This is a genomic window from Dactylococcopsis salina PCC 8305, from assembly GCF_000317615.1.
Taxonomy (GTDB): domain Bacteria; phylum Cyanobacteriota; class Cyanobacteriia; order Cyanobacteriales; family Rubidibacteraceae; genus Halothece; species Halothece salina.
Genome location: NC_019780.1, coordinates 3434722 through 3447640, shown reverse-complemented (window position 1 = coordinate 3447640; position 12919 = coordinate 3434722). Strand labels below are relative to the sequence as shown.

14 protein-coding genes and 2 pseudogenes are annotated in these 12919 nt (G+C 39.8%); 12 read left to right on the top strand and 4 right to left on the bottom strand.

The genetic code is table 11. The annotated features are described in order from the left end of the window. Positions 1–15 precede the first annotated feature (15 nt). Positions 16–702 (bottom strand): TerC family protein, encoded by a 687-nt coding sequence (locus tag DACSA_RS16450; RefSeq protein WP_015230827.1) that lies wholly within the window; start codon positions 700–702, stop codon positions 16–18. A 138-nt stretch (positions 703–840) separates the two neighbouring features. Here DACSA_RS16450 and DACSA_RS16445 point away from each other — a divergent pair, with 138 nt between their 5' ends. From DACSA_RS16445 to DACSA_RS16425, 5 genes are all read left to right on the top strand, one after another. Further along, positions 841–1752 (top strand): DUF4434 domain-containing protein, encoded by a 912-nt coding sequence (locus DACSA_RS16445; protein ID WP_015230826.1) that lies wholly within the window; start codon positions 841–843, stop codon positions 1750–1752. 360 nt (positions 1753–2112) lie between these two features. Then, the gene (gene acnB / locus DACSA_RS16440) at positions 2113–4722 is read left to right on the top strand and encodes a bifunctional aconitate hydratase 2/2-methylisocitrate dehydratase (protein ID WP_015230825.1); all 2610 of its coding nucleotides are present in this window, start codon (positions 2113–2115) and stop codon (positions 4720–4722) included. A 200-nt stretch (positions 4723–4922) separates the two neighbouring features. Then, complete coding sequence (locus tag DACSA_RS16435; protein ID WP_015230824.1) at positions 4923–5399, top strand: hypothetical protein; 477 nt, start codon at positions 4923–4925, stop codon at positions 5397–5399. A gap of 229 nt (positions 5400–5628) precedes the next feature. Next, the gene (locus tag DACSA_RS16430; protein ID WP_015230823.1) at positions 5629–6045 is read left to right on the top strand and encodes a XisH family protein; all 417 of its coding nucleotides are present in this window, start codon (positions 5629–5631) and stop codon (positions 6043–6045) included. Then, complete coding sequence (locus tag DACSA_RS16425) at positions 6033–6374, top strand: XisI protein (protein ID WP_015230822.1); 342 nt, start codon at positions 6033–6035, stop codon at positions 6372–6374. Before DACSA_RS16430 ends, DACSA_RS16425 begins: the two co-directional genes overlap by 13 nt. Positions 6375–6492: 118 nt before the next feature. Here the strand turns inward: DACSA_RS16425 and DACSA_RS16420 are convergent, their stop codons facing one another. Together DACSA_RS16420 and DACSA_RS16415 are read right to left on the bottom strand one after the other, a co-directional pair. Next, positions 6493–6885 (bottom strand): type II toxin-antitoxin system VapC family toxin, encoded by a 393-nt coding sequence (locus DACSA_RS16420; RefSeq protein ID WP_015230821.1) that lies wholly within the window; start codon positions 6883–6885, stop codon positions 6493–6495. Next, on the bottom strand, positions 6876–7145 hold the full coding sequence (locus DACSA_RS16415) for a hypothetical protein (protein WP_015230820.1): 270 nt from the start codon (positions 7143–7145) through the stop codon (positions 6876–6878). Before DACSA_RS16415 ends, DACSA_RS16420 begins: the two co-directional genes overlap by 10 nt. Positions 7146–7484: 339 nt before the next feature. Here DACSA_RS16415 and DACSA_RS16410 point away from each other — a divergent pair, with 339 nt between their 5' ends. The 4 genes and pseudogenes from DACSA_RS16410 to DACSA_RS16395 all read left to right on the top strand — a co-directional run. Beyond that, entirely contained in the window at positions 7485–7844 is a 360-nt protein-coding gene (locus DACSA_RS16410) for a hypothetical protein (RefSeq protein WP_015230819.1), read from the top strand. 5 nt (positions 7845–7849) lie between these two features. After that, a complete protein-coding gene (locus tag DACSA_RS16405; protein ID WP_041235553.1) occupies positions 7850–8122 on the top strand; it encodes a thioredoxin domain-containing protein in 273 nt (90 codons plus the stop codon). A gap of 3 nt (positions 8123–8125) precedes the next feature. After that, positions 8126–8494 carry a hypothetical protein gene (locus DACSA_RS16400; RefSeq protein ID WP_041235552.1) on the top strand — a complete coding sequence of 123 codons (369 nt, stop codon included), beginning with the start codon at positions 8126–8128 and terminating at the stop codon, positions 8492–8494. 16 nt (positions 8495–8510) lie between these two features. After that, positions 8511–8732: pseudogene (locus DACSA_RS16395) on the top strand (ATP-binding cassette domain-containing protein); the annotation flags it as partial. Between the two features lie 6 nt (positions 8733–8738). On the opposite strand, the gene DACSA_RS16390 reads toward DACSA_RS16395, so the two are convergent. After that, complete coding sequence (locus tag DACSA_RS16390) at positions 8739–9737, bottom strand: IS630 family transposase (RefSeq protein ID WP_015227921.1); 999 nt, start codon at positions 9735–9737, stop codon at positions 8739–8741. 120 nt (positions 9738–9857) lie between these two features. Here DACSA_RS16390 and DACSA_RS16385 point away from each other — a divergent pair. The 3 genes and pseudogenes from DACSA_RS16385 to DACSA_RS16375 all read left to right on the top strand — a co-directional run. Continuing rightward, a pseudogene (locus DACSA_RS16385) lies at positions 9858–11354 on the top strand (ABC-F family ATP-binding cassette domain-containing protein); the annotation flags it as partial. Positions 11355–11733: 379 nt separating this feature from the next. After that, positions 11734–12033, top strand: coding sequence for a hypothetical protein (locus DACSA_RS16380; RefSeq protein ID WP_015230816.1), 300 nt, complete (start codon positions 11734–11736; stop codon positions 12031–12033). A 96-nt stretch (positions 12034–12129) separates the two neighbouring features. Continuing rightward, entirely contained in the window at positions 12130–12528 is a 399-nt protein-coding gene (locus DACSA_RS16375; RefSeq protein WP_232225316.1) for a Uma2 family endonuclease, read from the top strand. Positions 12529–12919: the final 391 nt, after the last annotated feature.

Genomic DNA, 12919 nt, shown 5'->3' with positions numbered 1-12919 from the left:
ACCAAATCTAAAAACTTAACTATCACTTTGCGGCGTTTTTTCCGAGAATCCCCAAACAAAAACCAAAGCCACAGCACTAATTAAAGCCCATTGTGGCGGCACTAAACTCGGTGCAATTACTCTTAATAATAAACGTAAACCGACAAAGCCAACCGTGATATAACCAGCATCTTCAAGATGAACATATTCATCAAGCCAACGAATAAATAATCCCGCCAGAAAACGTAATGTAATCACCCCGATCGTGCCACCCGTAATAATCAGCCAAGTTTTTTCCGAAACCGCGATCGCAGTGGTAACACTATCTAAAGAAAAGGCTAAATCAGTAAAAGCAATCATAGGAATTGCTTGCCAAAAAGAAGTAAATTTAGCTTTGGGATTGTTCTCATCTTCCTCATCTCCTGAGAGAAAATAATTAAAAACTAACCAAAGTAAATAAGCAGCCCCTAATAATTCAAACTGCCAAAACTGGATTACCCAAGTCGCTGTAAAAATTAACGTCATCCGTAGAACATAGGCAGCAACTAAACCAAAATTAAGAGCCTGGCGTTGCAGTTTTTGTCCTTCTAATCCTTGCGCGATCGCAGCCAGCGCGATCGCATTATCCGCAGATAAAACCGCCTCTAATGTCACTAAAATGACTAAAATTAAAGGCGTTTCAATAGCAATATTTGGCGAAAAATCTAAAAATTGGTCAATCATTCTATTAATTATTTTGGGTGGGAGAAAATCAGCTTCAAAATCAGAGATGAGATTTTCACCGAAAGGAAAGACTTCCTAAAACAGTACCTTACACTTTCTATGATAATAGTAGTTCAAAATAATTAACGACATAACCTAATGCAACCAGCGATTACAGGAACATTCCTTGATGAGATCACCCATGACATCCCATCTCAAAACTGGGACGATCGCGCATGGGAAGCGGATTTTGCCGCCATGAAACAAGCGGGAATCGACACCGTTATTTTAATCCGTGCTGGCTACAAAGAGCAAGCCACCTTTAACTCCCAAATTTTACAACAACACATCGGCATTCTTCCCGTCTATACCGACTTAGTAGAATTATTCCTCACCCTCGCCGCCAAATACAACATGACCTTTTATTTTGGCACTTATGACTCAGGTAACTACTGGTTAAACGGCGATTATCAAACAGAAACTGATCTCAACAAAGCATTCTGTGAGGAGTTTATCACTCGTTACGGAAATCATCAGGGATTTGGCGGCTGGTATATCAGCCATGAAATTAACACCTATAATGATGGCATGATGAGAGTCTATGAAGACCTTTCCCATCACCTGAAACAATTGCGAGACGTTCCAATTTTAATTTCTCCTTATATCAAAGGGATTAAACAGTTTGGTCAAACTGCCATTTCCCTAGATAAGCATATCAAAGAATGGGAGTCAGTTTTTGCCCGTTTAGAAGGGATTGTGGATATTGTCGCCTTTCAGGATGGAAATGTGCCTTATCAAGATTTACCGCACTATCTCCAAGCCAATCAAACCCTAGCCAGTAAATACAGGTTAACCTCTTGGAGTAATGTCGAAAGTTTCGATCGAGACTTTCCCTTTAAATTTCCGCCCATTGACTTTCGCAAACTGCGCTACAAAATCGAGCAAGCGGAAGCCGCCAACATTGATAAACTAATCACCTTTGAATTTTCTCATTTTATGAGTCCTCACTCCAGTTATCCTGCTGCTCAAAACCTATATCAACAATATCAGCAGTGGATTTCTCGCAGATAGTGTCAAGTAGGTTGGGTGGAGGGAAACGAAACCCAACACCAATCAGTGACCAGTTAAGCAGTGATCAGTGACCAGTAGTTTTCCAACTTAATTAGTAATACCATGCGTGAGCAATTAGTGCTACAAATTGACTACTTAGATTATTAATTCACTGATCAGTGATCAGTGATCACTGGTCACTGATCACTGAAACGATCAAAGCGAAACCCAACACCAATTCTAAGCAATTACCCGAACCTGATATTAGTGTAGCTTGAAAACTTCGCGTCCTAGATCGTTCTGTCGGTACAATTACAATGATCTTAGACGACTATAATTGTTGAACTAAAGAAAAATACCACTAGGAGAACACAGGATAAAATGTTAGAAACGTATCGGCAGCACGCAGCACAAAGAGCCAAACAAGGCATTCCCCCGCTTCCCCTCAACGCCGAACAAACCTCCGAATTATGTGAACAATTAAAACAGCCTCCTCAAGGAACAGAAGAAGAGTTATTATATTTATTGCGCGATCGCGTTCCCCCAGGTGTCGATGAAGCCGCCTATGTCAAAGCAGACTTTCTCACCGCCATTGGCAAAGGAGAAGTCAACTGTCCCCTCATCAGCGCCGAAGAAGCAGTGGAACTTCTCGGAACAATGGTCGGCGGGTATAACGTTCAATCTCTCATTGAGTTTTTACAATCTCCAGACACCCATCTCGCGCCAAAAGCAGCCACAGCACTGAGTCGAACCATTCTCGCCTTTGATGCGTTTAACGATGTCTTTGACCTATCTCAAACCAACACTTACGCCAAACAAGTCATCGACGCATGGGCGGAAGGAACTTGGTTTATCAATAAGCCAAAAGTCCCCGAACAAATCCAAGTTACCATCTTTAAAGTCCCTGGAGAAACCAACACCGATGATCTATCTCCAGCGCCTCACGCCACAACACGCCCCGATATTCCTCTCCACGCCCTCGCCATGTTAGAGTCACGGATGCCAGAAGGCTTAGAACAACTGGCGCAACTGAAAGCAAAAGGCTTACCCGTTGCTTACGTCGGCGATGTAGTAGGAACAGGATCATCCCGAAAATCAGCGATTAACTCCCTGTTATGGCACATCGGAGATGACATTCCCAACGTTCCCAACAAACGCGCTGGTGGCTACATTCTTGGGGGGAAAATCGCCCCTATTTTCTTCAATACCGCCGAAGATTCTGGTGCATTTCCGATCGAATGCGATGTCACCCAAATGAACACAGGAGATGTCGTCACCATCTATCCCTACGAAGGAAAAATCACCAACGAAGCAGGAGAAACCTTAACCACCTTCACCGCCAAACCCAACACTATTTTAGATGAAGTCCGCGCAGGTGGACGCATTCCCCTCCTCATTGGTCGCGCCCTCACCGATAAAACGCGAGAAGCATTAGGCTTAGAAGTGACCTCACTCTTTACTCGTCCCGAAGTTCCCCAAGAGAATAACAAAGGCTTCACCCTCGCCCAAAAAATGGTCGGACGTGCTTGTGGCGTGGATGGTATTCGTCCAGGAACATCCTGCGAACCGATTATGACCACCGTTGGTTCTCAAGATACCACAGGACCCATGACTCGCGATGAGTTAAAAGAGTTGGCTTGTTTAGGTTTTAACGCTGATTTTGTCTTACAAAGTTTCTGTCATACCGCAGCCTATCCCAAACCCGTTGACGTGAAAACCCATCAACAACTCCCCGACTTCTTCGCTAACCGAGGAGGCGTTTCCTTAAAACCTGGTGACGGCATCATCCACTCTTGGTTAAACCGAATGTTACTCCCTGATACTGTGGGAACTGGCGGTGATTCTCATACCCGTTTCCCTCTTGGTATTTCCTTCCCTGCTGGTTCGGGTTTAGTGGCGTTTGCGGCTGCATTGGGGGCGATGCCTCTAGATATGCCAGAATCGGTTTTAGTGCGCTTTAAAGGCGAATTACAGCCTGGTGTGACCCTTCGTGATATCGTTAACGCCATTCCTTATGTCGCTATGCAGCAAGGAAAGTTAACTGTAGGAACTGAAGTGAAAGAAAATGTCTTCTCTGGTCGCATCATGGAGATGGAAGGCTTACCCGACTTGAAAGTGGAACAGGCGTTTGAGTTAACCGATGCGACTGCTGAGCGCTCTTGTTCTGGCTGTACCATTAAGTTAGGGAAAGACACGATCGCAGAGTATCTCAACTCTAACATTGCCCTGATTAAAAACATGGTCGCGCGAGGCTATCAAGACTCCCGCACGCTGTTACGTCGCGCTGCAAAAATGCAGGAATGGTTAAATAATCCAGAGTTAATGGAAGCCGACGCAGATGCGGAATATGTGGACACGGTTGAAGTCAACTTAAACGAGATTAAAGAACCGATTGTCGCTGCACCGAATGACCCTGATAATGTGAAGTTAATGTCAGAATGTGCGGGGGATAAAATTGATGAAGTCTTCATCGGGTCTTGTATGACGAATATCGGTCACTATCGCGCTGCTGCTAAGATTTTAGAAAATGCAGGGGTGACAAAGGTTCGTCTTTGGATTTGTCCACCAACTCGTATGGATGAGAAGCAACTCCGCGAAGAAGGGATTTATGGCGTTTTTGCGGCGGCTGGCGCACGGACGGAAATGCCTGGTTGTTCCCTGTGTATGGGAAACCAAGCGCGAGTAGAAGATGAAGCAACGGTCTTTTCTACTTCAACCCGTAATTTTAATAATCGCATGGGGAAAGGCGCGCGAGTTTATCTCGGTTCTGCGGAGTTAGCTGCGGTTTGTGCGTTGTTGGGTTATATTCCCACTGTGGATGAATATCTCGCCATTGTGCAGGAGAAAATTAATCCCTTTGCTGATGATTTGTATCGTTATCTCAACTTTGATCAAATCGAGAATTTTGAGGAAGAAGGTCGCGTGATTCCGTTAGAAGAAATGCCCAAAATTGAGGACATTTTAGGAATGCCAACAGGTGCGAGCAAATAGGTAAAATTGAGGTGGGTTCTGCCCACCCTTACGATTGCGATCTTGTCAAGAAAGCTATTATCTCTGAACAACATTTTCTCTTTGATATGACCACGTAGCTGCAGATAAAACGCAGGTTGGGTGTAGCAAAGCGAAACCCAACACCAATTATAAGGAATTACCTGAACTTGATATAACAACACTTGATCTAGAGAGATAATATGAGTACAGCTTCGATTTATCATATTTCTATTCAAACAACAGCAGGGTTAGCCCATCATTACTTTATTTCTTCCGATGGAACGTTTGAAAATTCCCTTGGCTGGGGACCAAAAGGAATCGAATATAAAGGAGAAGGAGTAACCTTAACACCGGTTCAACAGAAAAGACTAGAAGAGTATCCTGAAAAGTTTGGAGAATATAATATTTATAACAACAATTGTGAAATGTTTGCTTGGTATATTATTACAGGAAAACGCCATTCTGGACAAACTCAAACTAATTATTTTACAGCCTTTGGTGCAAAAATTATTTCTTTAGGACAACCGGTTTTAACAGTTAGGGGAATGGAAGGCTATCAATGGGAACAAGCAATTGCCAAAAAACTCAATGAAGATTTAGAAAATGCACGTCGAGAACGTTGGAAACAAGCACAAGCTAAAACCGATGAATTTTGGCGTAAAAGAGATTCAAAGTAAACCTTAGAAGAGATTAGACATCTCCAAATTAAAAATAATAAAATTTACATTGAGAAAGCAGTATTGTAGGGTGGGCAAGGCAAACCCTACGACTCATAAAACAGTGCGATTCAATCTGGGATACGCAGACTTTGATGAGAGAAAAATAATGAGGGCGCGATCTAGCGAAGCCATCCTCACCTTCGCTTCTGCCATTCGGGCATCATGTAATTTACAATGAAATCAAAAAATGCCAGCAAAAGACATTTACCATGAAGCTGTTAAAAATGCTCTAATCAAAGATGGTTGGACGATCCTTGCCGATCCTTATAGAATTAAATATAAAGATGCCGAACTATTTGCTGATTTAGCTGCTGAAAAAACCATCGCTGCTGAACAAAATGGACAGAAAATTATTGTAGAAATTAAAAGTTTTCTCAGTCCTTCTGTGATGAAAGATTTTCAAGTTGCTTTGGGACAATATATTTTGTATAGGAACTTCATCAATCTGACTGAACCAGAATATGAGATTTATCTAGCAATTAAGGATAGCATCTATGAAAATTTCTTTAAGCGAGAGTCTATCCAAGAGATTATTCAACTTAATCAATTGCTTTTAATCGTTGTTGAGATGGAAAAGGAGGAAATTCTAGAATGGATCGATTAGAAACTTATCGTGATTCGATTAAAAAAGTATTGACGGAATATCACAACTGGGTCTCTAGTGCTGCTAATCTCAAGCAAGAAAGTTGTTTGATTTTTGATGAAACTCATGATCAATATCTTTGGCTATTTTTGGGTTGGGAAGGAAAAAAGAAGATAAGTTTAATTCAAGTTCACATCCGCATTAAAAATAATAAAATTTACATTGAGGAAGATTGGACAGAGGAAGGAATTGCTAATGAACTATTAAGAGAGGGAATTGAACAAGAAGAAATTGTGTTAGCTTTTTATGATCCTAAACATCGTGAATTTACTGATTTCGCCATCGCGTAACGATTTTTTGAAATCTCATAAAACAGCGAGACTCAATCTGGGATACGCAGACTTTGATGAGAGAAAAATAATGAGAGCGCGATTTATGATCCTAAACATGGTGCTAATCTACAAGAGACTATGACAAGACCTCAATCAATCCAATCTGAAAAGCGCGATCGTAAGTTACAATTGGCAGATGTTCCAACTCCGCTTGTGCCATTAACATCCGATCGAACGGATCACGATGCTGAATGGGTAGGCTTCCTGCTCTGATGGCGTGGTTAGCAGTGATCGGAAGATTAATCAATCTTGCTTTGGCGAGAATGTCTAAGTAATTGCTAACTAAAGGCTTTGCTTCTGGTAGTTTTCCGAGTCGATATTTGGTTGCAATTTCCCAAGCAGAAGCACTACTGACAAAAATATAATGTTTAGGATTGCGAATAATCTCTCGACAATTCCCATTCAATTTAGGATCATCAAATAGCCACCACAATAAAATATGAGTATCAATTAGGTAATTCACTCCCATTGCTGTAACTCTTCTTCTGGTAAAGGTTCAAAAAAAGCATCTCCTAACTTTCCAGATAATAAACCTGGAGTGCGAGGGGATTGATCCTTACGCAGAGTATTTCCAACCTGATCTTCTTCCCAGAAATTCTTTAGTTGCTCCTGATCTCGAATGCTTTTCGTTGTTTCTTGTTTAAGGTTTTTGATAATACGATAAAGCTGTTTTAATTGTTTTTCGGAAAAAGTGTCTAATTCAGCTTGAATTAAGGCTTTAATTTCCATCTCATTGCTTTCCCTTCTCTTCTGTTAGCTTTGATCATATCACCTTGCACTTGTCCCCGCGTTCAATTAGATAGCTTTAAGAGGAAATTGTGTTAGCTTTTTATGATCCTAAACATCGTGAATTTACTGGTTTCGCGTAGGTCGTAGGGCGGAACGCCCGCGCCGCGATCGCAGACCAAGCATAACGATTTTTTGAAATCTCATAAAACAGTGGGATTAAGTCTGGGATACGCAAACTTTGACGAGAGAAAAATAAGAAAAGCTCTGATTTTGGGTAAAATAAGAGGGTAACTCAAGAGTTTCTAATGCCATTCAGGAGCAAAAATTATTAAAGCATAGATGAAAAATTACTTGCAATCAATCATTTCTCTATTTTTCCTCTTCTCCTTATCCAGTTGCACAACTAACACCCAACTCTACCAACTTTCTAACCCCACTGAAAATCAACAACTTCTCCTCAGAAAAAAAATTGTCTCTCAACCCACCTCTGGCTTATTAATCATGGGAAAAGGTTACATTGATGGAGAAGCCAGAATTACTTTACTCCGCAATGGTGAGGTTTATAAAACCAAAATTGTTTCTGGAAATGTTCGGTTTCAGTGGCGAGAAAATTGGCGAGATCATCGTGCCATGCTTCGCTATCAACCGGCGAGAGTGAGAGAAGGAAATTTAAGATTTAGTGTTACTTTTATGGATTAAAACCAATGAAACTTTTCTCATTTATTGTCCTTTGTTTGACCGTTTTTATCTCTGTGTTATTGTCTAGCCAAATTGCTGTTAACGCAGAACAAACAACTGTGGTCGTTGATTTTTATTACAGTGAAACTTGTCCTCACTGTGCGAAAGAAAAACCTTTACTAAATTATATTGCTCAACAAAATGAACAGGTGACTGGAGAGTTAGAATATAACTCAGCTTATCAAGCCTATTTAGGTTATAAAAATCAAATCATAAACGCGATACAAGATCATTGGTGATTCTTGGCTCGATCGTTGCGGTGGCTGGTTTCATTAATATCAAAGATTATTTCTTCTTTAAACAATCTATTTCTCTCTCTTTCCCAGAAACAACAGTTAGCCATCACCCAAAAAGCAGGAGGAATTACTAAACAATTAAAAGAGGCGAAAGCTCACCCCAAACAATTTTTATTCGCGTTGGGGAAAACAATTTTACTAGCGATATTTGTGAACATTATTGAGTTAGGTTGTACCGCAATTCTCCCCGTGGTTTATATGACCACTTTGGTTAACCATTGCACAACGAATCCCGCCTTATGTTACACTGTTTGGACAAGTCTTTATGCGCTGATTAGAAACCGATTCATTATTTATAACTGCGTTCCTCATTAATTATCGAACTATGTCAATTTTAAGATTAGAAAAAGTCAGTAAAACTTATCCCACAGGAGAAGTGCTGAAAAATGTTAACTGGGAAGTTAAAGCCGCAGAAAGAGTGGGATTAGTAGGAGTGAATGGCGCGGGGAAAACCACTCAATTAAAAATTGTGATGGGAGAAACTGAACCCACGACTGGTAACATTATTCGTCCTTCTAGTTTGAAAATTAGTTGTTTAAGTCAAGAGTTCGATAAGCACCTATGCAAAATGAATTGCATACTCAGCTCCAAAATTATCCAACACTTTTTCTAGGTATTTAATAAGATTCTTCCAACTGTCGTAAGCTGAAACTTCAATCCACTCATATTTGATAAATCTCCAGAGAATTTCGATTAAGTTATATTTAGGAGAATAAGGGGGTAACCAGAAAATTTCCAATTTTTTTGCTCTCCATTCTTCCAGTTTTTCTACAAATTCATCGCTCGTGTGAATTGATGCTTGATCGAGAACTACTACGGTAACTTTCGTTAAGTTTTCACTAATTTTATCTAAAAACTTAATAACGGTATCACTTTTAATTGTCCCTTGATATATTTCGTAATCTAAATGATAATCACAATCCATTAACCCCAAGACACTTATTCTCTTACTTTGACAGCTTTTCAAAGTTATTCTTTCTCCTTTCTCCTGCCACGCATAGGGAACATCAGGCTTGAGAGAAAATCCACTTTCATCTAAGTATTTGATTGCAATATCTCCTTTTTGAGCTTGCTTTTTTAATTCTTCCAACCGAGGTAGTTTTACCTCTAATTCCCATTCATATGGGCTTTTACTGATTCCTCTCTTCATCCTTTTCCAGAGCATATTCAACTTCTTTATAATTCTTTTTATCGTATCTTTACTAATCTCAATCCCCCATTCTTTTTGAATTTTATTTTGAACTTGATTGAGAGACTTTGGATTTTCCTTTACCCAAGTTTTGACTTGTTCTTTTTGCTCTTGACTTAATTTGGGTTTTCTCCCCACACCTTTTTGATTATATAGGCCCTTAAGATTTTGATCTTCCCATCGCGTTAACCAGTTATATATGGTTTTTCGATCGACGTTAAAGATTACCTTTAACTGGTCAATTGTAAATTTCTGGGAACTCAACAAAATACATTTAGCCCGATTTCTTACTTGAAGGGATTTACTTTGACAACTAATTCTTGTAAGAAGGCTCTGTGTTTCTGGATTTAAGTCTCTAATAAATCTCATAATTTTCGATCGAGGCAACCCCAATTTGCTAAAATGCACTAAGCGCAATCTATTTTACTTGGTCTCTTTAATCCTACATAAATTATACTATATTAGGAAATTCATTTTGCCTAACTGCTTATTGATCCGAATTTGACGGTTAGACAAGAATTATGGCGCGTCTTTACAGAAGCCAATGCTGTCCAAAAAAAGTTGGAACAGGTACAGCAGGAAATGGAAATGGCGACACCAGAACAACTGGATAAACTCATTCGCAAACTCGATCGATACCAGCAAGAATTTGAGGCTCAAGATGGCTATCAATTAGACACGAAAATTAGTTGTTTATTACCTGAATTAGGCTTTTTCCCCGAAGATGGCGATCGCTCTGTCACTAGCTTTAGTGGCGGCTGGCAAATGCGAATTTGTTTAGGAAAAGTCATGCTTCAAAATCCTGATGTTCTCCTATTGGACGAACCGACCAATCACCTTGATCTAGAAACTATTGAATGGCTAGAACAATATCTGAAAAATCTCAATACTCCCATGGTGATTGTGTCGCACGATCGAGAATTTTTAGATCGTTTATGTACTCACATTGTCGAAACGGAACGCGGCATTTCTTCCACTTATCTTGGTAACTATTCCAGTTATCTCGAACAAAAAGAATTTAATCGCCAAGCGCAAATGAGCACCTACGAACGTCAACAAAAAGAAATTGCCAAACAAGAAGCGTTTGTCGAGAGATTTCGAGCCAGTGCCACTCGCAGCACTCAAGCCAAAAGTCGGGAGAAACAACTGGAAAAAGTGGAACAAATTGACGCACCAGAAACGGGTGTCAGAACTTTAAGGTTTCGATTTCCCACCGCACCCCGTAGCGGAAAAGAAGTGGTTAAAATTGAAGACCTCACTCACAGTTTTGATGACAAAATTCTATTCCTCGGTACAAATTTGTTAGTGGAAAGGGGCGATCGCGTGGCGTTTTTAGGTCCCAATGGTTCTGGAAAGTCAACGATCTTACGTTTAATTATGGGGTTAGAAACGCCCACTGAAGGAACAGTAAAACTGGGAGAACATAATGTTATTCCAGGATATTTTGAACAAAACCAAGCGGAAGCTCTAGATTTATCTTTAACCGTCGAAGAGACGATTCAAAAAGCTGTTCCCGATTGGAAATATGAAGAAATTAGAGCCTTACTTGGTCAGTTTCTTTTCAGTGGTGATACCGTTAAGAAAAAAGTCGCCACGCTCAGTGGAGGAGAAAAAGCAAGACTCGCTTTAGCAAAAATGCTCTTACAACCAGTGAACTTATTAATCCTCGATGAGCCAACGAATCATTTAGATATTCCCGCGAAAGAAAACATTGAGTCAGCTTTGCAAAATTATGATGGTTCAGCTTTGATTGTGTCTCATGATCGATATTTTATTTCCCAAGTAGCCACCAAAATTGTTGAAATTAGTGAAGGAGAATTGGTCGTTTATGATGGTGATTATAACTACTACTTAAACAAGAAAGAAGAGGAAGCGGAAGCGGTTCGTTTAGCTGCGGAAAAAGCGGCAGCCGAAGCAAAACGAAAAGCGAAACAAGAAAAGGAAAAGGAGAAAGCAAAAGCAAGAAAGGCGAAGAAGAAGAAATAATTAGGGTTTGCTGAAAAAGTTCATGTTTTCGGTATAGTAAGGCAAGAGGCAAGTTGCCTTAGGCAAAAGGGAAGATGGGGAAGATGGGGAAGATGGGGAAGATGGGGGAGAAAAATCGCTCCCTTGTCTCCCATTTCTCCCTTGCACTTTTTCAAAGAATTAAGAGCCTTAAAAGCTGATTGGATAAAGGTTTTAGGTTTATTCAGTAAGCCCTAATTATTTCAGGAGATAATCAAGATTAAATGACCATCTTTAACTTGATGATGAACCTCGCTGATTTCTGATTGTTCTTTTAATTTCTTCTCTACTCCTTGTCTCTTTTAGATCAGGTTCAGGTAATTGCCTATAATTGGTGTTGGGTTTCGTGTACAGACGTTCCATGGAACGTCTCTACCCAACCTACTTTTTGTCTCTCTCCTTAAATAATGAGGAATTGATTATGGCTTTTTACATTAAGTTAATGAAATTAGATGAGGATGAACAAGGTATAACTTATCAGTTTGGGAATGGCTCAAAATATTTAGGTACAATTTATTTGAATAAAGCAAATGGCAATTTGAAAGAATTGGATTTAGAAAAATACGAAAACTATCATCATTATCTAGTTAGAGCAAAGGTCAAGTTACATCAACATTGGCAAGTGGGTAATTTTCCTGCTGAGACTTGCTGGGCTTCTTAATCTAAATTAAGGTTGCTTCATCACCTTCCATAAACTACCCTAACCCGCTTCGCTGAGGTCGTAGCCTCCCGCGCTTTCGGTGAATTAAAATCTCACCTGCGTGGCTCAAATTGCCGAGTTTATCTATCAGATATGAAATTAAAAATTCAGTCTCTTAATCGCTTTTATTATCCTGATATTCTAGTCACCTGTGACCCAAACGATCAAAACACATCACTTTATAAACAGTTTCCTTGCTTAATCATTGAAGTTCTATCAGATTCCACAGAAGCCTTTGACCGAGGAGATAAATTTATAGATTACCAGACAATAGAAACCTTACAAAAATACTTACTGATTAGCACCAAACAAAAGCGCATTGATTATTTTCAGCGTACCTCAGAAGGAAACTGGTTACTCAAATTTTATCGCTCTTATGATGAATCTCTGACCTTACAAACGATTAATTCTAAAATCAGTGTCAGTACCGTCTATGAAGATGTTAACTTCTCCTAAACCTCATCTGGTTATCAATTACAGGAAAACCAATTCAATCAACTGGAAAAGATGCGGAAACTTGCTAATCAAAAAGGCTATGATTCACGACAAAAAAAAGAAGGAAAGAAGTTAGTTGAAACTCAGTTCATAATTTGTAACATTCAACGAATTTGCGGGTTTTCAAGATTGGGGCTTGCTCAAGTAACTTTTTCGTGATAAAGTGTTTCTTAGATAATGGGAAGTAGTGCCAATTTTCCGAAAATCAAGGTTTGACCCGCCTTAAACGTCGAGGATTCGTTTTTACAATATCCCCCCTCCCCGTATTGACAAGAGCAAGAGATCGCATTAATTTTTGTAAAGAGAATCACTGGTACGAGATCACAAAACTTGACAAAGCGAGCAAAATATG